Raw genomic sequence first — 20,542 nt, 5'->3', positions numbered from 1 at the left:
ACTTGCCGGCTTCCTTCAGCGCGTACTTCTGCGCTCCGGTCTGGGAGGCTTCGCCGGTCTTCGTGCCCTTCGTCTCGATGATCATGCCGGCACCCGCTCCATGACGGAGCGCTCCCTTGCGATCTTGGCCGGATCGGCACCGGCCGATGCGTCGCGCACGGCCTTGCCGAGAATGGCTTCCTTGGGCCCGAAGGCGGTCAGCTTGCCGTCCTGGACGACCGCGATGGTATCGACGGCCGCCAGCACGCTCGGTCGGTGCGCGATCACCACCGCGATGCCGCCGCGGGCGCGCACGCCCTGGATGGCGGCGGCCAGGGCCGCCTCGCCCTCGCCGTCGAGGTTGGAGTTCGGCTCGTCGAGCACGAGCAGGAAGGGGTTGCCGTACAACGCCCGCGCGAGGGCGATGCGCTGGCGCTGGCCGCCGGACAGGGCGGTCCCGAACGGGCCGAGTTCGGTGCGGTAGCCGTCGGGCAACCGCAGGATCATCTCGTGGACACCCGCGGCGCGGGCGGCGGCGACGACCAGGGCCGGATCGGCATCCTGCGCCAGGCGGGAGATGTTCTCCTCGACCGTCGCGTCCATCAGGCAGACCTCCTGGGGCAGGTAGCCGATGATGCGGCCGAGGCTGTCCTCGTCCCATTGCGACAGGTCGGCCCCGTCGAGGCGGATGCCGCCGCGCAGGAGGGGCCAGATGCCCGTCAGGGCCCGGCTCAGGGTGGTCTTGCCGCCGCCGCTGGGGCCGATGACGCCCAGCGCCTGGCCCGCCTGGAGCTCGAACGCGACGTCCGACAGCAGCACCCGCCCCGAGCCGGGCGCCGCCACCGTGATCGACCCCACGCGGAGGGACGAGTGCGGCATCGGCAACGGCATCGGCCGGTCGAGGCCGGACAGGGCCACGAGGGTCTCCGTCAGCCGCCCGAAGGCTTTGCGGGCCACGGCGATGCCCTTCCAGTTGCCCACGGTCTGGTCGATGGGGGCCAGGGCGCGGGCCGAGGTGATGGATGCCGCGATGATGGACCCTGCGGAGAGCTCGCCGCCGATGACGAGGTAGGCCCCGAGCCCCAGCACGGCCGATTGCAGGATCATGCGCAGGACGCGAGAGATGGCGGCGAAGGTTCCGGTGATGTCCGTCGTCCGGGTCTGGAGTTCCAGGTGCTCGTTGTTGGCGAGGCGGTATCGGTCGACGGCCCGCTCCGCGAACCCCATCGCCTTCAGGACGTCGGCGTTGCGGGCGTTCGAGTCGGCGATGGCATTGCGGGCCACCACGGCCTGCTGGGTCGCCCCCGTCCACCGCCGGGTCAGCAGTTCGGTGAGGATGGTGAGGAGGGTGAGGAGGGCGGCGCCGGCGACGGTGAGTGCCCCGAGCCAGGGGTGGAGCATGTAGACGAAGACGAGGAAGACCGGCGTCCAGGGCAGGTCGAAGAGCGCCACGAGCCCCGGGCTTCCCAGGAAGCCGCGGACCGTGTCGACGTCCCGGCTGCGTTCCATCGCCTCCGCGGTGGAGAAACCGAAGCGCGGCATGTCGATGGAGACACGCTGCGCCAGGGGCGCGATCCGGCGGTCGAGCTGCGCCCCGATCCGCACGAGGATCTGCTGGCGCAGGACGTCGAACAGGCCCTGGAAGACGTAGAGGCCGATGGCGAGCGTCGAGAGCCCGACGAGGGTCGGCAGGCTGCCGCTCGGCAGCGCCCGGTCGTAGACCTGGAGCATGTAGAACGACCCGGTCAGGGCGAGGATGTTGATGATGCCCGACATCGCGACGAGGAACACGAACGGCATCCCGAAATGCCGGGTCAGCGCCTCTGTGCTTCGCTTCTGGGCGAGTTGCTTCTGATCCCTGGAACGCATGTCTCAATCCCCCATGAGCGCGGTTGGGCGGGAGGGGCCCGACGCCGGGCCCTTTCCCACGTCAGAGGGCGAAGTCCGCGGCCGTCGCGGCCGGGGCTCCCTTGATGCTGAACTTGAACTCGGGGGCCGCGTCGCCGCCGGTGTTGCCCGCCACCACGGTGTAGTCCCCGTCCGCCCGGTGCTCCTGGGTGACCAGCAACTCACCGACCCCGGTGAAGGCCGCCCCAGTCGCGAGCGTGAACGCCTGGTTCCCCGCCACGCCCTGGTTCGCGTCGATGCCGCTGAGGTCGACCTTGTCGCCGGGCTGGAAGCTCGCGATGGTGTCGCCGTTCGCCGCGGCGGCCGACCCGAAGCGGTAGGTGTCGGCCCCGCGGCCGCCATCCATCACGTTCACGGCGTCGCTGGCCGTGATCGTGTCATCGCCGGAGCCGGTCACGAGGTTCTCGATGCCCCAGAGGGTATCGGACCCAGATTGGCTGCTGGCGACGCTGCCTCGCCCGGCGAGCCCCGTGCCGAGGTCGGCCGCGATGTTGGCGGTGATGGCCGACATGTCGAGGGTGTCGGCGCCGGTGCCGCCCCCAACCTCGTCGCCCCAGTAGCTGTCGCCGCCATCCCCGACCTCGGCCACGAACAGGTCGTTGCCGTCGCCGCCGATCACCGTATCGTTGCCGGCCCCGGCCGTGACGAGGTCGTTGCCGGCCCCCGCGAGGATGCGGTCCGCGCCGGCGTCGCCGTAGACCATGTCGTCGCCGCTGCCCGCGAGGATGTCGTCGTCGCCGGCCCCGCCGAAGACCACGTCGCGACCGCCGCCGGCATCGACGAAGTCGTTCCCGTCACCGCCGCGGATCACGTCGGCCCCGTCGCCGGCAAGGATATTGTCGTCCCCGGACAGGCCGAGGAGCGTATCGGCGCCGGGCGTCCCGGAAAGGACATCATCGCCGGTCGTACCGGCCACCAGGCTTGCCGGAAGCTCGGCCGGGGGTGTGGTCGTCCCAGCACCGGTGGTGCCCCCGGTCGCGCCTCCGCCCGACGAACCTCCCCCCGTCCCGGGAGCGGTGGTCCCGTTGTCCGAGTCGTCCCCGTCGTCCGAGCCGCCACTGCCCGTGGTGTCGTCGTCCCCGTCGTCGGAGCCGTCCCCGCCCGCGGTGCCGTCGTCTCCGTCGTCGATGGGCCCGGTGCCGTCGCCCTCCCCGTCAGCCGGCCCATCGCCTCCGGCGGTCCCGTCCTCGTCGCTGACGGCGAAGATGTCCTCCTGCAGGCCGGTCAGCCCGGTGTTGCGCGCGACGATGTCGGAGAAGTTCTGGCCATCGATGATGTTCTGATAGAAGTCGAAATTGTCGAACCGGTCAGTGTAGTAGAAGCGGTCTCCTTCCTGCAGGCGGTCGAACTGCTCATGGAGCACGACCCAGAAGGTCTGGCCCACGACGCCGCCGTTGATGTGCTGCTCGGCCAGGCCGCCGACCCAGAGGTCGACCCGGTCGATGCCATTCACGTATTCGGTGCCGTCCGGCCGCTGATGGATGGCGATGTCGGGGTTTGCGGCCACGAAGGCCGCGCGCATGTCGGCCGTCGCCAGGGCCAGGTCCGGGTAGGCAGCCTTGAACTGCGCGATGACCGTGTCGCTCAGTCCGTTCCGGGCCTGGAAGTCCTCCCAGGAAGCGTAGGGCGTCAGGTCGCCCGCGAAGCCTAGCGCCTCCCGAATGTAGGGATCCGTGGATGCCATGAGGTCGGCGCGAACCTGGTTCAGCGAGCCGAGGCCGACATCGCGGCCGCGGGCAACGTTGAAGGCGAACAGGTCGGCGTTGATCCGCACCAGGTCGTTGCGCACCGCGTCGACGATGTTGAAGTCGACTTCCTCGGCCGGTTGCGTCGCGACCCCGGCGAGGATGGCGTTGGCCCCGAGCTGGGCGTAACCCGGCTGCGGCACGTAGCCGGGCGGCAGGGGCGCCGTGAAGACGTCCGGGGCGTTCGAGGGGTTCAGGAAGGCATCGAAGAGCGCGACCTGCCGCGGCGCGCCGTCGGGGCCGATGACCGTCAGGGTCTCGCCGATCAGCGAGTGCCCGACGCGGTACACGGCGGAGGCGAACTCGTGGGAGATCCGGGCGTCGACGTCCGGGTTGTAGCCGCTGTGACCGTGCGTTCCGCTGCCCTTCATGCCGCCGATGAGCTGATCCGCGAACTCGTCGAAGATCACGCGCTGGTACTCAGCCTCGTTGATCATCTTGGCGGCCTGGAACACCTCCTCCGGCGTCCCCTGGAAGCCGGCCTCCACGAGGTTCTCGACGTGGAAGTTGTGGTTGCGCGCCCAGATCGTGTGCATGGCGGTGAGCGACACGTTCTCGTTCGCCCGTCCATCGCCGGCCACGTAGTGGTCGAGCAGGCTGACGAAGGGGTTCGTGTCGAGCAGCAGCGCGTTGCCGCTCCCCATGAAGTTCGAGGCGAAGGCGCTCACCGCCTCGGGATCATACGCGCCGGCCGCATTGAACAGGGAGCCGGTCTTTGTCTCGGAGATGGGGAAATTCGAGAAGTAGGTGCGGAAGCTGATCGCTCCGCCCGGGAGCGAGGGGTCGTGGAAGATCGTGTCCGCGTCCCAATGGTGCTGGATGAGGGCGCGGAGGGTCGGGAGCAGGTTGAAGGCGGGATTGGAGGGATCGGGAGCACCCGCGAGAAGGCGCGCGCCGACGCCCTGGTTGCCGTCGCTCTCGCGCAGGAACTGGCCGACGAGTTCGTGCGAGCCGTAGGCCTGGTTCTGGTCGACGTAGGGTGAGGTCTTGTTGAGGTGCTGGGGCACCCCGTCCACGATGGACGAGACCTCGCCCCGTGTCAGGTCGGCCGGGTTGTTGGTTCCGGGCGCGCGCCCCGAGCCTGGCTGGTCGATCAGGACGGTTCCGTTGGCGGCGCTCTTCGGGAGGAAGTCGAGGCCGTGGTCGAAATACTGTCCGAACGCCATGAAGAAGATGTTCGAGCCGTTGGCCTGGTGCGGCAGGTCGGCCTCCTGGGTCCCCAGCACGTTGCTGATGGCGCGCGGATCGAGGCCGGCGTAGAGCGGATTGAGGGCGTTGTTGTTGGTTGCCGGGTCGAACGCACCGTAATGGGCGTCGGTGAGCCGAATGAACGGCTGGTCCGCGGCGCCGAATTCGGGATGGTCGAGGTTGTTGCCCGCTCCGGACAGGGTGCGGACACCGGTCGCCCCCTCCGTATCGTCGTCGCCCTCGACGGCGGGACGTCCCTGGATGAGGTTCTTGATGCCGGCGAGATCCGCCGCAGTCAGGGTGAACGCTCCGCCGCCGCCCGGCTGCTCCCCGCCCTGGACTGGTGTGGTGCCGAAGGCCGGCGTACCCGAGCTTGCGTAGGTGATGGTGTGAGACCCGTTGGTCAGGGTCGTCATGCCGTTCGCCTGGGTGGCCGTGTAGTCGGCACGCGTCGTGCCGGGGGCGAGTTCGATGACGTCCTGGGGCCGCAGCGTGCCGATGATGGTGTCGTGTCCGCCGTTCGACCGGAAGACGATGCGGTGGGCCGAGGTGAGCCCGGAGATGTCCACCGTATCGTCGCCGGCAGCGCCGTCGATGGTGATGGTGCTGAAGTTCAGGCTGGTCCCGGTGAAGTTGCCCGATACCGTGACGGTGTCGTTCCCGGCGGCACCCTGGTTCAGGCCGCCCCCATCGTTGGCGGTGACGTTGATCGTGTTCACCTGGATCTCCTCGACGTTGTCGAGCTCGGCGACCACGGTCGTCGTCGTCCCCACGGTGCGGGTGATCACGATCTCGGTCGCGGCCCCGAAGGTCGTTCCGAGCGTGGCCGCGAGCGTGGCGTTCTGCCCACCGGTGAGCGCGTAGATGCCGAACGCTTCCGCCGCCGCGACCCCGTTCAGCACGTAAGTGTCGGTCCCGGCCCCTCCGTCGACGCGGTCGCGCCCGTCGACGCTGAGTTGTGTGATCCGGTCGTTGCCGGCACGGCCATTGATGATGTCGTTGCCGCCCCGACCATCCATCGTGTCGTTGGAGAACAGGAGGGCGTTGGCACCGTTGGCGATATCGTCGCCCGCCGTGCCGACGAAGTTCAGGCCGATGAGAGGGGCACCGGTAAAGTTGTCTCCCACGATGCCGGTCGGTGCGGAGAAGACTTCTTCTGGGTTGCCCTCGCCATCGGTGAAGCTGACACGGACCCTCAGGACTGCGCCGACTTGGGCCTGGGCGGGTGTGAATCCTTGGCCCGTGGCGCCCGCGATGGCGTTCCAGGTCACGCCGTCGGCGGCCAGGACCTGCCATTGGAAGGCGAAGGCGCCGAGGCCGTTGGCATCCGCGATGCCGACCGTGGAGACGCTGAGGGCCTGGCCCTCGGTCGGCGACACCAGCCCGTTCGTCGGCGTGGGGTCGACGATGGCCGGAACGCCGGTCGCCGTGGTGTTGACCCTGACAGCTTCGACGTTCTTCAGCTCCGCGATCACGACGCCGCCGCGGACCACCACTGACTGTGTGTCGTCGCGGAAGGTCAGGGTCGGGAACTGCGCGCGCGCGGCAGCAAGCCCGAGCTGCTGGACCGGAAGCGCGCCGTCGAGGATCCGGAAGGTGTCGGTCCCTGCGCCGCCATCGACGAAGTCGCGTCCGTCCCCGGGGCGCCACGTCACGGAATCGTTCCCGCCGCCCGCGAAGACGAGGTCGTCCCCTGCGCCGCCCGCCAGCGTCTCCGACGCGACGGTACCCACCACGATGTCGGCCCCGGCCGTCCCGGCCGCGCCGATGGCATAGACGTCGGTGTCGCCGACCTGCAGGAACTCGACCTCGGTCAGCGTATCGCGGCCGTCGCCTTCCAAGCCGAGGTTGTCGGTGACGGTGATGACGGCCCCGGTGCGCTCGAAGGCGTAGGCCTCGACCGGGCCGGTCACGATGGCCGTATCCGTGCCCGCATCGCCGTCGATGGCATCGTTGCCGTGTCCGCCCGAGAGCTGGTCGTCGCCGGCCCCGCCCCGGAGCGTGTTGTCGCCGGTCCGGCCGATGAGGACGTCGTCGCCGTCGTTGCCTCGGAGGTCGTCGTCGCCGGCCCCTCCGTCGACCCGATCATTCCCGTCGCCGCCGTCGATGATGTCGTTGCCCACATCGCCTTCGATGTCGTCGTCGCCGGCAAGACCCAGGATGACGTTCGCAGCCGTCGAACCGGGAAGATCGTCGTCGCCGGCGGTGCCGACGAAGGCCGTCTCGACGGACAGCGTTTGCTGGGACTGCGTGACGCCCGGAAGCGTGCTCGTCCAGTTCGCGACGGCCCGGACCTCGACGTTCGGATTGGCCGGCGTGAAACGGTCGCCTGAAGGGCCTCCCAGCGCGTTGCCGACGAGACCGTCCCCGGGTCCGACGTTCCGCCAGGTGCCGTTGGCGTCGAGGACTTGCCACTGGACCGTCACCGGGCGCCCGGCGACGAGGCCGGTGAACACGGCGTCGAACCGGCCGATGTCTCCATCGGATGCGACGATGTTCAAGCGGTCGAAGGGTTGGTTGAGGATGAGCGCGACGGCGACCGGCCCGTCCGCGAACTGAAGGGCTTCGATGTTGCGCAGGGTGTCCGTGCCGTCATCGACCGCCGGATCGCTCAGGGTCACGTGCCGGACCGTGAGCGTCCCCGCTTCCGCACCGGTGCCGCGGGTGATGCTGTAATTGGCCCGCACATCGCTGAACACGGCCGTATCGACATCGGACGCGTTCGCGTCAGGCGACACGATCTCCCGCACGATGTGCATCTGGTCCGGCCGGACGTCCCGCGAGAGCAGGAGCTCGAACAGCGACTTGCCCACCCACGACGCCGGCAGGCCGTCGGTGGTGACCTGGCCCTGGGTGAAGGTGTGGCGCAGGCTGTCGACAGAGGTCAGTTGGTTGGCCTGGGTGTTGGAGGCGGACTCGATGGCCGGGGTCGAGGAATCGTCCGGCCGGGTGATGCGGATGCGGACGTTGAGCCAACGGTCGCCGTCCAGGATGTCGTTGCCGCCATTGCCCTGGAGGACGTCGCTTCCCGCGCCGCCGAGCAGGATGTTGCCGGCCTCGAAGAGCCCGTTCGAGCCGAGCGAGACGATCCGGTTCAATCCGTCGATGCGGGCGAGGCCGTCCGCGTCGAGACCGTCGTTGAAGAACACGCCCTCGTTGGCGCCCACGGTCGCGGCACCGGGTTCCTCCGCAAGCCCGTCAGCGGCGGTCCGGTCGTCGCCGATCAACGTGTCGTTGTTCTTCCACCCCGACAGGGCCTCGACCTTGTCGAAGCGGTTGCGCAGGATGTCGGCTTCCTCGGTCGTGAAGATCGGGATGCGCATGTCGGCGTGGGCGTCGCGGGCGTTGCCCTTGAAGATGGCCCAATCGAAGCCGAACATGCCCTCGTTGCGCATGACGCTCTCGCCCTGCACCATGATGTCGTCGCCGGACTCGCCGTCGAAGTCGTGTTCGTCGCCGCCGGCGAACATCACGTCGTGGCCCTTGATGGCGGAGTTGAAGAACAGCTCCGAGTTGTCGCCGGCCGTGGTGTCGAAGCCGCCGCCGGCCTCCAGCCAATCGTCGCCCTCGTTGCCCATCAGCAGGTCGGCGCCGTCGCCGCCGATGACGAAATCGTCGCCGGCACCGGAGAACACCTCCGTGGAGTCCACGCCCACGAAGACCACGTCCTTGCCCGTGCCTCCGATCAGGATGTCGATGCCGTTCGAGTTGGCGATGACGTCGTTGCCGCCTTCGCCCTTGAGGAAGTCGCCGCTGTCGCCGGAATCGGTGATGATGTCGTCGCCGTCGCCCCCGTTGACGAGGTCGACGCCGGCACCGGACTCGATCCGGTCGTTGCCGGCATCGCCCCAGATCCCGTCGTCGCCGAAATCGGTGACGATGGTGTCGTTGCCGTTGGTGCCGCCGACGAGGACGTGCTCGCCGCCGGTGAAGCGGAGATAGTTGGCCTCGACGGCCGCGCTTCCGGGATCGTCCCGCATGACCTTGCCGAGGCCCATCGCCTCCAGGATGGCATCGGCTCCGGTCGGGTCGACACCGGGGGCGGATCCGTTCTGGTCGGATTGGTTGGCGGCGTTGACCTCAAGCTCGAAGTCGTAATCCGCGAAGGCGTCGACGCCGATGTGGCGCGGGACGATGTCGTCCCCGGTGCCGCGGATGCCGTCCGGTCCGGGCTCCGCCAGGTTCGTGTTGGCCATCATCAGCTTGGAGAAGGAGTTCTGCTCCAACTCGACCAGGAAGTTCTGCCCCTGGGTGCGGGTGAGATAGTAGAAGCGGTCCGCGTCCTGCAGGTTCTCCATCTGCGCCTCGAACACGGCGTTGAAGGTCGAACCGAGAAGGCCACCGAAGGGCATCTGCTTCTCCGCGAGGCCGCCGATCCAGAGGTCGACCGCGTTGTAGCCGGTTTCCCGGCCCGCCCAGGCCCCCCGGGAATTCAGGTAGTCGAGGCGGTCCTCCGGAGCCCCCACCCCACCCAGGACGAGCGCTAGGGCCGCGTCGCGCTTGCCGTCGAGGGTCGTCGCCGCAACCACGGACGGATGTGTCCCATAGGCCGCCACGAAGTTCACGACCGACATCGCGTTCTTGAGATTGCCGGCCATGTCCGCCCAACTGGTATAGGGCGTCAGGAAGGTCGAGCCGGTGGCGGCGAAGAGCTGCGCGCGCGCCTCGTTCAGGGTGGGCGTCCCGGTCTCGCGACCGCGGGCGATGTTGAGGGCGGCGAGGTCGAGGGGCAATCCGAGCAGGTTGTTGCGCAGGGCGTCGACCACGAATTCGTCGATCTCGCTGCCACGCTCGACCGTCATGCCCCGGATGATGGCGGCCGCGGCCTCGTCGTGGCTCAGCCTTGGTGTGCCCGTGGGCGCGAGGTCGCCGGGGCTGTCAAACAGCACGGGGTTGAGGAAGGCCTCGATCAGCCCGAGGCCATTGTCGAGGGCAGCCCCGTCCACCCCGACGCGCGGCAGGTTTTCCGTGAGCATCGAGTGTCCGAAGCGGTAGACCGTGTTGGCGAACTCCGCGAAGATGGCCGGGTTGATCTCCGTCACCGCGTTGAACACGAACGGGTCGATCTGGGGCTGCACCTTCCGGGCGAACTCCTCGAAGACGAGGTGCTGGTACTGCATCTCGGTGGCGAAGCGTCCGGCCTGGAACAGGCGCTCGCCGTCCCAATCGAGGCCGTTCGCAATCGTGGTCTGCTCCAGGGCCGAAAGCTGGGCGAAGCCCGCGGGTAACCCCGCGATGTCCGTCTCCAGCCACGCGTTGATGAAGGCGAGGTCGCCCGAGCGCAGGATGGTCAGCTTGTGGGCCTCGACCTGTCGGTTGTGTTCGGAGTGGAAGATGTGGTGGACGGCGGTGAGGCCGATGTTCTCGTTCCCGCGTCCGTCGCCGGTGATGAAGTGCCGGTCGAGGAGCTCGTTGTCGTAAGCCAGATTGCGCCCCTGCGCGGTCAGGCCCGTCGTGGAACCGTCCGCGTTGGCGAAGCCCAGGGCGGTGTCTCCGTCCTGGGGAAGCGCGATCCCCCGCGAGGTGGTCGGCACGGCGTCGTTGGCGATGTCGTCGAGGAAGGCGTTGAAGGTGCGGGCGGCCGCGACCGTTTCGCCCGCCTCGATGGTGTTCTGGGTGCCGTTGGGGCCCGCGAGGACCGTGCCGACCGGCAACTGGATGGCGGAGAGGGAGAGCGGCGCCGCGAGGGTGCCGCTGGCATAGACCGGCTGCCCTCCGGGCGTGATCCCGACCATGACCTGGGGCATGCCGTCGGCGCCGGGGATGAAGGCGCCGTAGGGGTCTGTGAGCAATTGGGGGACCGCCGAGACGTCGGCATCGACGAGGTTGATGCCGAGCATCGTCCGCGCCTGTTCCTTGACGTCGGCCCAGGTCGCGAGCCCGCCGTTCACGCCGCCGAGGAGGAACCCGGTCGCGACGGGCTTCCCGTCGACCAGCGCGTACTCACGCAGGAAGACCTGGTGGGAGGCGTTGGAGGTGTAGGTCTGGTTCTGGTCGACGAAGGGCGTCGTGACGTTGCGCTGCGAGCCATCGACGGGGGTCGAACGGGTCAGCACCATGAATTGGGTCTGCGCGGTCACCTCGTCGCCCGTGCCGGGCATTCCGTCGGGGCCCTGGGTGACGAGCGGGTCGTCCGCGGTGAGCGGGATGTAGACCGTGCCGTTGCCGCCCTTGGTGATCAGGTCGAGCCCGTGGTCGAAGAACTGCCCGAAGAACGTCATCCAGGCATTGAAGGGCTTGGACAGGCCCTCGTCCGGAGCGACGTTGAGGACATTGATGGAGCCGTTCGTGACGGTGACGCCCGTCCGCTGGAGAATGGTATCCAGCGCGGATTGCAGCTCTGCATGCTCGCCGGCGGGATCCGCCCCTTGCGCCGTCCGCAGAGCCTCGTAGGCCGCCGTGATGAGTCGCTGGTCGCCGAGGATGTCCGTGGAGCCCGCGAGCCTGAGCGCGGCCGCGATGGCCGCCGGATTGTTCAGCGAGGCGTCGACGACAAGGTTGGAGATGATGCGTGGGTCGGCGTCGGCGACGCTGCCACCGGTGCCGTAGTCGGTGTTGGTGACCGCCGGTGCCGGTCCGGGGCCGTCCGGGTCGAAGGCGTCGCCGTCCTGATCGTTCACGAAGCTTTTGTCGAGAAGCTGGGGCATGGGCTGGCCGGACGAGCCCCAGGTCTCGCGGCCGGGCACGATGTTGTTGAAGGTCCCGTCCACCGTGCGGAGCCCGTAGGGCACGTGCGGATCGGGGATGGCGCGCGGTGCGTCGGCCGCACCCAGCCAGAGGCCATCCGGGTTGTAGAGGCTGCGATCCGTCAGGATGTCGCCGGTGGCGGGGTCGACCCTGAGTTCCGTCAGGTCGATGCCGCTGGCGTGGGCCTCGGCGATCCTGATCTGCCTCAGGATGAAGGTCAGATCCTGCTGATTGAGATGAACCGCCATGACACCCTCCGCACGACATGGGCGGCGATGGCCGGCCCTGATCGGATGCGAGGAGTTCCCTTGTTTTCCGGGACGCCTCCTCCACATCCGCGAAGGTTCCATGCCTGTGACCCTGCCGGAAGAGTTAAAAAACCCTTAAGGACATAGGAAATTTCCTCGCGTGTGGGTTTTTCCTACAGGATGCAACTTCGCTGGTACTGCTTCGGAGTTATCTTTTCCTCTTTTGTGCTTTGGTTGTCGACTTGCGTACTGCATTCGAGTCCCGTTGCACGTCAGAGGGCCCATAAAAATCCGCGGCAATAGGGTTTGGTGCTCAGTCTATTTTTACCGACGTAACGAGGTCGAACCCCGATCCATGGAGCGATTCGTGAGCTTCGTGCCGCGGACGTGCCATCGGTCGAAACGAAGGGCGGCGGGACCCTACGGGAGTTCGTCGACCACAGTTTCGACAGCCTGGTCTTCAAAGGACGCGGCCATCGCCTTGGTGGGGCTCCCTGCGTAAACAACCGTCTTGGATGGGCGCCCGAGTGCGTGGGCGGTCGGTCCGGTGCTGTCCTTCGAACAGGAAAGATCCCGCGATGGATTCCCGACCCGCGGGCGAAGCCGTTGGCAACGAGGAGCAGGCGTGTCCAGGATCAAAATCCCCGGTGGCCGTGAACAATGGCTCCTGGTGGGCCTGTTGGCCGTGCTCCTCCTTGTTACTCTGGCCACCTATCACCTGACGCGGCCGACGACGCTGACCGTCGCGGTTGCCCCGAAAGGCGGAAGCGAGCCAGCCTTGCTGCAGGCCTACGCGGACGAGTTGGCCCGAAGAAAGCTCGGGATTCGGCTGAAGGTCATCGCCTTCGACGGCGTTCGCGAGAGCGCCGAGGCGCTGAAGGCCGGTAAGGCCGACCTTGCCGTGGTCCGGCCCGACGTCGCGTTGCCCGGGAACGCCCTGACGCTTGCCGTCCTGCGCGAACTCTCGGCCTTCGTCGCGGCGCCCTCCAACGCGGGCATCAAGGGCTTCTCGGACCTGGCCGGCAAGCGCCTCGGCATGCTCGCGAGCCGCACCGCCGACCGAACCCTCGTCGGCACGCTCGTGGCCCACCACGACCTGGAACTCCTGACGGAGCCACAGACCGGGGCCCTCCCGAAGAAGGCCGTGGCGCTCGTGCCCCTGGAGGAAGCCGACGTCGGCCCTGCCCTGCGCGAGCATCGGATCGACGCGCTGGTGATGGTCACGACACCCACCTCGCCCATCGCCAGGCGGCTTGTCGCGTTCGTCAAGGACGAGAGCGAGGACGACGAGATCGCCCTGTTCGGGGTGCCGGATTCTACGGCCGTCCTGGCGCGCTGGCCACGTCTTCAAGCGGTCACGCTCCCGGCGGCTCTGTTCGGCGGCAATCCCCGGCTCCCCGCCGAGGACGTGGTCACCGTCGGCTCGTCCTATCGGCTCGTGGCCCGGGCCGACCTGTCGCGCAGTCTCGCCGCCGAGGTGACCCAGCATTTGTTCGAGATGCGCAGCGCGCTGGCCGACACGGTGTCGGCGGCCAACGCCATCGACAATCCCGCCTACGAGGACACGGCCGACGCCACCAGCGCGCACCTCCCCATCCATCCCGGGGCGATCGACTATTACGAGCGGGAGCAGGAGACCTTCATCGAGCGCTACGAGAGCTGGATCTACCTCGTGGCCATCCTGGCCGGCGGCGTCGGCTCAACGGTAGCCTGGCTTCGCCAGCGTCTGGGCCGCATCCGGCGGGAGCGGATCGAGGTGGCGACGAGCCGCCTGCTCGAACTGCGTGGGGCGGCGCGGCAGGAGACCGACCGCGCGCGTCTGGAGGCCATGGCGGCCGAGGTGGATGATCTGGCCGCGAGCATCGCCCGACAGGCCCTCAATCGACCGACCGAGCTTCGGATGCTCGGGGCGGCCAACGTGGCCATCGACGCCACGCGTTCGACAGTCAGGCGTGCGATGGTGAGCCGACCCGATTGAAGGGGGCCGCCCTTTGGTATGGCTTTTGAGCCTGTTCGGAGTTGACTTGGTTTGTGGTCCAGAACCCATGCAAGTTCTCGGGCCGTGACAGCGTGGTTGGCGAAGGCTCGGGGCGTCAAGCCACCCAGGGCCGTGTGGGGTCAATCTTCATTGTCGTGGCACCTCCATTCCTCAATGCGCTCATGAGCATCCGCCAGCGATAGGAACCAAGAGGTGATCCTCTCTCGGTTTCACGGACACCTCCGATACGCTCGTTACGGGCGGGGAAGGTGTTTGATGGCGAAGACGAGACAGCGAGTTCAAACGCGAGGCGGTGGCCCTGCTGGACAGCAGCGGCCGGCCGCTGATGCAGACCGCGGCCGAACGCGGGATCCAACCCTCGATGCTGAGACAGTGCCGAAGGGCGCTGATCGGAGCCTCTTCCCCACCACGGGCAGCAGGATCACCAGGAGCCACGGCTGCGGGCCCGGTGACTTCCCCTCCCATCAGGCAGCCAGTACGCCGCCGAGGCCTACCGAACGCAGTTCGCCGACATGACGGCGACGCCCTCCATGAGCCGGACGGGCTGCTGCGTCGACAACGCCCCGATGGAGAGTTTCTTCCACACCCTTAAGGTCGAACTCGTCCATCAACGACGATGGGCGACCCGAGATGAGGTCCGAGGCGACTTGTTCGTCGACAGCGAGGGCTATGACATCGGCAGCGCATCCGCGCGGCACTCGGTGACATCACGCCCGAGCAGGTCGAACGGAATGCGGGCCAATCCCGTGTCCGTGAGGTCGGGGGAGGATCGCACCGACAGCTCGCTTTCAGCCGTTCCGCACTCAGACGCCCACTATGTGTGCTGAACGCGCACGGCGAGGCGCAGGAAGCTCACGGCACTCGCGACCCCGGCGAAGGCGCCGCCGAGTCCGAGCGCCAGCGCCGGCCCGCGCGCGTCCGCGATGGCGAAGCATGCCGCCACAAGGGCCGCCCCCGTCGTCTGGCCGAGGAGGCGTGCGGTGGCCACGATCCCGCTCGCGCCTCCGGAACGCGTGGGCGGGGCGCTCGTCATGATCGCGCGCAGGTTCGGCGCCTGAAAGAAGCCGAAGCCTGCGCCGCAGATCGCCATGCGCCAGGTGATGTCGAAAACGCTCGGATCCGCCGGCAGTGCTGCCAGGAGCGCCATGCCCAAAGCCAGGACGGCGAGCCCGATCCCGCCGAGCAGGCCAGGAGGATAGCGGTCGGACAGGCGACCCGCGAGGGGCGCCATCAACGCGACCACCACCGGCCACGGCGTCATCAGGAAGCCGGTCTCGACCTGCGAGCGGCCGAGCGCGTGCTGGAACAGGAACGGCAGGGAGACGAAAGCGAGGCCTTGGGCCGCGAAGGAGCAGACTGAGGTCAACGCGGACAGCGCGAAGAGCGGACGCTTCAGAAGGTCGGCTGCGAGCATCGGGGCGGGATGTCCGGCCTGTCGGCGCAGAAGCAGCGTGCCGCAGGCGAGCGCGCCGGCGAACTCCGCCAGGATGCGCCAGACCGGTCCCTCGTGGGCTGCATCCCCGAGTCCCAGGACGAGCAGAGCGAAGGCCACGGCGTTGAGGATGGCGCCGGCTCCGTCGAAGCTGTGGCCGGAGCGACCGGTTTCCGTCAGCGCTGTCCAGGCGAGGGCGAGGGCAGCGAGGCCGATCGGTACGTTGACGGCGAACAGCCACGGCCAGGGCGCGGCGACCAGGATCAGGGAAGCCACGGTCGGTCCCACGGCGAAGCCGACGCCGACGACGAAGGCATTGAGCCCGACCCCGCGCCCGAGCTGAGCGGCCGGATAGATAAAGCGGATCAGCGCGATGTTGACCGCCATCAGGGCGCTCGCGCCGACGCCCTGCAGCACACGCGCAGCCACCAGCGTCGGCAGGGACCAGGCAAGCGCGCAGACCAGGGAGGCGAGCGTGAAGAGGACGAGGCCACCGAGGTAGATCTTTCGCTGGCCGACGATCTCGCCCAGCGCCGCGATCGGCAGCAGCGTCGCCACCACGGCGAGCTGGTAGGCGTTGACGATCCAGATGGACGCGCCCGGATCGACACCGAGGTCGGCGGCGATGGTCGGCAAGGCTGTGTTGGCGATCGCGGTATCGAGGGTTGCGAGGGCGACGCCCATCAGCACTGCGATCATCGCGCGCCCGCGCTGGCCCGGCGGCAAGCCGTCGCGCGGCGGCACGTCCGGCGTGAGGATTGGCGTTGGCATCGGAAGACAATCTCGCAGAGAGGCGGGTCTGAATGCGTGCGCTGCAGGCCGATGGCAATCCCAGTTTGTGGCTGGGCTTCACAACAACACTCCGGATGTTATGCCGGTGATCGGACAGGCGCCGTCGCTGCGCGCGGCCTGAAGCTTCCGAATTGAGCTTGACTGAGACGGTGGTGAGCAGCCCTTCCACCGGTTGCCTGAGCAGGTTTCGTAGCGCTCAAACACCGAACCTTCGCTCGCGAGGACGGTCCGGACCGGATTGTCCGGCGAGGTTGGGACGGGACCCATTTGTCCGTTCCATGACCGCTTCGGCTGGAGTTCTGCCCGTCCGCTCCTGGACAGAGAATGAAGCGAACAGCCATTCTCATTCGGCAAGCTTTGACCTTCCGATGGCGCCCGTCAGACGTTGATCGCGTTCACCTCCCGAAGCCGACAGCACGCGGACGGCTTAGATGCCGGCATACCAAGCGTAGCCCTGGTCTTCCCAGTAGCCGCCCTTGCCCTCGCCAAAATGGGCGAAGCTCTCGACCACCTCGATACGCATCACGTACTTGGCCTGTTTGTAGCCGAGATTGCGTTCGACCCGCAGGCGCAGCGGTGCGCCGTTGGACACCGGTAGCGCCTGCCCGTTCATGTTGTAGGCGAGGATCGTCTGCGGGTGGAACGCGTCCACGAGTTCGATGCTCTCGTAGTACCGGACCGGCGATCCGGCGCTGGCCGCAGACTCGTCCGACGCCTGCTGGCCGCCGGAATCCTTTCTGCTCTCGCGGCCGCCCGACTGCTTGGTCATGGCCGGGTTGGCGTTGCCCGCGGGCGCCGCCTCGTCCGTCTCCGCGTCGTCGCCCCCACCTTCGAGCGGATTGCCCTGGTCCATGGTGTCGGCGCAGTGGAACACCACGTAGCGTGCCTCCGGCTTGAGCTTGGCCCGGATCAGGAGGTCAGCGAGCGGCACCCCGGTCCACTTGCCAATGGCGCTCCAGCCCTCGACGCAATCGTGCCGCGTGATCTGAGTGCGGGCGGGAAGCGTGCGGAGGTCCGCCAGGGACAGCCGGAAGGGTGCCTCCACGAGACCGCCGACCTCCAGGTGGTACTTGGCGAACTTGCCCGTCGCCAGGGCCTTGTACGCCCTGTCCGGCGGATCCTCGGTGCCGTTCGGCTTGAACCACGGGGAGATGTCGGCCTCGGCATATTCCGGTGCCAGCGCTTGGTCGGTGAGGAGCAGGCGTTGGACGAACAGGTTGGCATCCTCGCCGGTCTTGAGCATGCGCTGGAACCACGCCGCATTGCCGAGGCGGTCGCATCCGCCGAGCATGGCCGCAGCGGCCGTCGCGGACGCCCCCGTCAGGAGGGTGCGTCGGCTGGGAAAAGGGCTCATGCCCGACGCTCCTCCGGGGCGCCGGTCGGTTCGATTTGGCGCTCGATGACGAACCAACCGGTGAGCATGCCGCGCATGTTGTTCCAGAAGCCCGAGAGCAGGACCAGGGCGACGTGCATGACGACGAACAGGACCAGCAGTGCCGCCACGACGAAGTGCACCGTGCGGGCCGATTGGCGCCCGTCGAACACCGTCAGCAGGAACGGGAAGGCCGCGTTCATCGCCGGCGACATCGCGAGGCCGGCCAGGACCTGCACCGGCAGGAGCACGAACAGAACGACGAGATAGGTGAGCTTCTGAATGACGTTGTAGCGCTTGGCCTCGTTCCCTTGCGGGAAGCGCAATGTCAGGTGCTCCCACACCGACGCGCCGAAGTGCCGAACCTGATCGCGCGACGGGATCAGGCGGAATCGAAGCTGTCCGCTGACCAGCCCGTAGAGCAGATAGGCGAGGCCGTTCAGGACGAAGGCCCAGGCGAAGAAGAAATGCCAGCTTCGGCCGCCCGTCAGATCCTGGTCGCTCGGCAAGGTCGCCCAGGCGGGAAATCCACGGTCGGCCGGCTCGCCGTTGGAGCCCGTCGATGAGCCGAGCCAGCCCGTCGTTTCGAAGCCTTGTCCGAAGACCGTCGTCACCCCTTTGGGCGGATCGTCCTCCGTCGACGCCATTGCCATCAGCGGTGTGTCGAAGGTCGAGACGTTGCCCCAGTACAGGGCCGGGTGAGCGTTGAAGATCTGCAAGCCGCTCATGAGCAGGACCAGGAGGCACACCGCATTGACCCAATGCGTGATGCGGATGGCTACGGGATGCCTGAACATCCATCGGCGACGCTCGACCTCACAGATCTCGGGCGTAGAGCGGATCGGGTCAGTGCGCGCCAAACGGTATTCCTCGAAGTCGTCGCCGTCAGGGTGGAGGCCCCTGCGTCGGGACCTCCGGAAGCGTCAACGGCTTGAAATCACATGCCGCGGTTCATCATGCGCTTCTTCATCATGCGGCGCTTCATCATCTGCTTCCGCATCATGCGCTTCTTCATCATCATCCGCTCACTGCGGTCCATGCGGACCTGGGTGACGCCGCTCTCGGACTGAAGGCCGTTGACGGACATCGGGGCGGCCATGGCCGAACCGGCGGCGAGGGCGATGCCGCCGAGGGCGGTCAAGGCGGTCAGCGCAAGCGTGAACTTCTTCATGTGGAATCTCCTGTAGAGGTGAACATCATATCCAACCCACAGGGCAACAGTATGATTATGTCGTTGTTCCTCGAAAAATAAAGAATTACTTTTATATACTGCAATTTTTTAGCAAGAGACAGCCCGCGCTCACATCGAGGCTTTTGGCCTGGGCACGATTCCTATCCTCGCGTATCGTTACGGAACGGGCCGGCGAAAAGTTTCAGGCCCCCGGCGGGAGGCCGCCGAGTCCGATCTCGACCTTATGCGCGCGGGCGACTTCGACCTGACAATATCAATGCTCGCCGTATCGGGGCTCGCTCTTGCACCGGAGGCGGCCCCTCGCCCGCTCGGGGGCAGGACCTGCAGATGGGGCGATGCTGCTCACCTCACGGATCGACGAACGACCGCTTTCGGCGGATGGCGGAGAATGGTTTGTCCGGCAAGGTCCGGTAGGATGCACAATGTCCGCTTACAGGCCGATGGCTGACTTCCGCTTTTGGTGCGCAGCTGCGGCGCGGGCGGATCGCGGCCGGGGTGAGATGCTGTTGGCTCCTCAAACGAGAGTTCCATCATCCCGTCGACCAGTGACACGACCCGCCGACCGTGGAACCTCGGCTGCTTCGTCGGACCCGAGTCGCCGTTTGAGCCCAAGCACATCTCGGCAATCCCCACCTGCCTGCAGCACGAGGGCCGCGCTGGGGACCTCGCCCTGTTCAACACGACCATCGACAGCAAGCTGCGCGGCTGCGATCTCCTCCGCCTAATCGCAGGATTTGAGAAGCGCGACATCCACCGCACCGTCCGCATCCGCAGTCACGACAATCTCCCATGGCATCGAACCGGTCGAACCGAACATTGTCGGAATGCCGCTGGGGGCGGGCTCAAAGTGCGTCGCGCGCATACGTGCGGGCGCACTCGACATGCGTCTTATGCCTATCGACCGCGCGCGTTAAAGTGGCTGTTGGAGCGAATCAGTGATCGCGTGGGGACTGCCGGCGGCGTGTTTGCCGACTCTGATGCGGGCTTGATGTGCCGCGCCGGAGGGCCGAATTAACTCAGTCTTAGCTTGTAGCCGGAACGATGCTATAGAATATTTGCTTTATTATTAAGATCTACAGCATAAGTCGCAGGCTTAAATTGGAGAGCGCATTTTCCAAGTGCCCAATATTAAGAGTCTACTTCTAATGCGCTTCCAAATAATTTGTTTAATCGGATATTTAATACTGCACCCGTTTAGCTCTGAAATGAGCCGCTTTCCGAGGTGGCCGATAAGTAGTCAAATCAGTGGCTGGGGGACCAGGATTCGAACCTGGACTAGAGGAGTCAGAGTCCACTGTTCTACCGTTAAACTATCCCCCAACATCCTCGCGTGGCACGAGGCAGGATCCGGTCGTTCGTCTCGAGCGCTGCTGAGGCTAGCGGTTGAGACCCGGCCCGTTCCGGTGCAGGGGCGATAGCATGGCTTTCCGGACCGATGCAAGCCCACATCTGAACGCCCGCCCGTGAGGCGATTCGCGCTGCCTCAGGCGCTGCCCGGCGGTTCCAGGCGGGCCTCGATCATGCCGAGGGTGCGCAGGATCGCCAGGGCGACGATCTCGCAATCGGTGTCCCCCTCCGGAGTAGCCGGGAGGATCGCCACGGTGCTGACTTCGTCGTCCGTCAGGAACCCCACCACCACCTTGTAGACATCGCCCTCCGGTGCGCCTTCGTCGTGGACGAGGCAGACCCGGCAGCCATGGGCCTCGCCGTACACGCGCTGGGTCAGGACCTGGACGCGACGGGGATCGGCTGGTTCCGTGCGGCGTGGGGCGCCGAAGGTGGGGCGAATGATGTTGTCCATTCTCGCTCCTATACCCGACCGTCCCCGCTTCGGGGAGGCCCCTGCCCGCTTCGGCCCCGTGCGGGCCTCATCGTACGAGGCGGCCGGTCTGGTCTTCCTGTGCGAGTTTGAGGAGGTTCTGTCCGTAGGCGGTTTTGGCGAAGAGCTTGCCGCGGGCGACGAGCTGCTCCTTGCCGATGCGAGCTGCTCCTTGCCGATG

8 protein-coding genes, 1 tRNA gene and 2 pseudogenes are annotated in these 20,542 nt (G+C 67.2%); 2 read left to right on the top strand and 9 right to left on the bottom strand.

Annotated features, from left to right (window positions below):
• Positions 1–81: 81 nt before the first annotated feature.
• Together ASG63_RS12280 and ASG63_RS12275 are read right to left on the bottom strand one after the other, a co-directional pair.
• Positions 82–1,848 carry a type I secretion system permease/ATPase gene (locus ASG63_RS12280; protein WP_056216472.1) on the bottom strand — a complete coding sequence of 589 codons (1,767 nt, stop codon included), beginning with the start codon at positions 1,846–1,848 and terminating at the stop codon, positions 82–84.
• Positions 1,849–1,909: 61 nt separating this feature from the next.
• Positions 1,910–11,755 carry a peroxidase family protein gene (locus ASG63_RS12275; RefSeq protein WP_056216470.1) on the bottom strand — a complete coding sequence of 3,282 codons (9,846 nt, stop codon included), beginning with the start codon at positions 11,753–11,755 and terminating at the stop codon, positions 1,910–1,912.
• Positions 11,756–12,380: 625 nt separating this feature from the next.
• On the opposite strand from ASG63_RS12275, the gene ASG63_RS12270 reads away from it, so the two are divergent.
• Positions 12,381–13,733, top strand: coding sequence for a TAXI family TRAP transporter solute-binding subunit (locus tag ASG63_RS12270; RefSeq protein ID WP_056216468.1), 1,353 nt, complete (start codon positions 12,381–12,383; stop codon positions 13,731–13,733).
• A 68-nt stretch (positions 13,734–13,801) separates the two neighbouring features.
• Here the strand turns inward: ASG63_RS12270 and ASG63_RS25275 are convergent.
• Positions 13,802–13,945: pseudogene (locus ASG63_RS25275) on the bottom strand (integrase core domain-containing protein); the annotation flags it as partial.
• Between the two features lie 276 nt (positions 13,946–14,221).
• On the opposite strand from ASG63_RS25275, the pseudogene ASG63_RS24210 reads away from it, so the two are divergent.
• Positions 14,222–14,490, top strand: a pseudogene (locus tag ASG63_RS24210) (IS3 family transposase); the annotation flags it as partial.
• 78 nt (positions 14,491–14,568) lie between these two features.
• Here ASG63_RS24210 and ASG63_RS12265 read toward each other — a convergent pair.
• The 6 genes from ASG63_RS12265 to ASG63_RS12240 all read right to left on the bottom strand — a co-directional run bounded on the left by ASG63_RS12265 (position 14,569) and on the right by ASG63_RS12240 (position 20,343).
• Positions 14,569–15,957 (bottom strand): MFS transporter, encoded by a 1,389-nt coding sequence (locus ASG63_RS12265; protein ID WP_082501204.1) that lies wholly within the window; start codon positions 15,955–15,957, stop codon positions 14,569–14,571.
• Between the two features lie 448 nt (positions 15,958–16,405).
• Positions 16,406–17,332 carry a molybdopterin-dependent oxidoreductase gene (locus ASG63_RS12260; protein ID WP_056216466.1) on the bottom strand — a complete coding sequence of 309 codons (927 nt, stop codon included), beginning with the start codon at positions 17,330–17,332 and terminating at the stop codon, positions 16,406–16,408.
• Positions 17,329–18,147: a cytochrome b/b6 domain-containing protein gene (locus ASG63_RS12255; RefSeq protein WP_056216464.1), complete on the bottom strand. Its 819-nt coding sequence runs from the start codon at positions 18,145–18,147 to the stop codon at positions 17,329–17,331. Before ASG63_RS12255 ends, ASG63_RS12260 begins: the two co-directional genes overlap by 4 nt.
• Positions 18,148–18,287: 140 nt before the next feature.
• Positions 18,288–18,521: a hypothetical protein gene (locus ASG63_RS12250; protein WP_056216462.1), complete on the bottom strand. Its 234-nt coding sequence runs from the start codon at positions 18,519–18,521 to the stop codon at positions 18,288–18,290.
• A gap of 1,267 nt (positions 18,522–19,788) precedes the next feature.
• Positions 19,789–19,862, bottom strand: a tRNA-Gln gene (locus ASG63_RS12245).
• Between the two features lie 163 nt (positions 19,863–20,025).
• Positions 20,026–20,343 carry a hypothetical protein gene (locus ASG63_RS12240; RefSeq protein ID WP_056216461.1) on the bottom strand — a complete coding sequence of 106 codons (318 nt, stop codon included), beginning with the start codon at positions 20,341–20,343 and terminating at the stop codon, positions 20,026–20,028.
• Positions 20,344–20,542: the final 199 nt, after the last annotated feature.

The organism is Methylobacterium sp. Leaf94 (genome assembly GCF_001426045.1).
Taxonomy (GTDB): Bacteria; Pseudomonadota; Alphaproteobacteria; order Rhizobiales; family Beijerinckiaceae; genus Methylobacterium.
Note: the sequence above shows the minus strand (reverse complement) of the source record. Positions and strands in the feature narration are given on the sequence as shown.

Coding starts and splice junctions, on each gene's coding strand:
- ASG63_RS12280 (WP_056216472.1), bottom strand. CDS start 1,848: ATGCGTTCCAGGGATCAGAAGCAACTCGCCCAGAAGCGAAGCACAGAG.
- ASG63_RS12275 (WP_056216470.1), bottom strand. CDS start 11,755: ATGGCGGTTCATCTCAATCAGCAGGATCTGACCTTCATCCTGAGGCAG.
- ASG63_RS12265 (WP_082501204.1), bottom strand. CDS start 15,957: ATGCCAACGCCAATCCTCACGCCGGACGTGCCGCCGCGCGACGGCTTG.
- ASG63_RS12260 (WP_056216466.1), bottom strand. CDS start 17,332: ATGAGCCCTTTTCCCAGCCGACGCACCCTCCTGACGGGGGCGTCCGCG.
- ASG63_RS12255 (WP_056216464.1), bottom strand. CDS start 18,147: ATGTTCAGGCATCCCGTAGCCATCCGCATCACGCATTGGGTCAATGCG.
- ASG63_RS12250 (WP_056216462.1), bottom strand. CDS start 18,521: ATGAAGAAGTTCACGCTTGCGCTGACCGCCTTGACCGCCCTCGGCGGC.
- ASG63_RS12240 (WP_056216461.1), bottom strand. CDS start 20,343: ATGGACAACATCATTCGCCCCACCTTCGGCGCCCCACGCCGCACGGAA.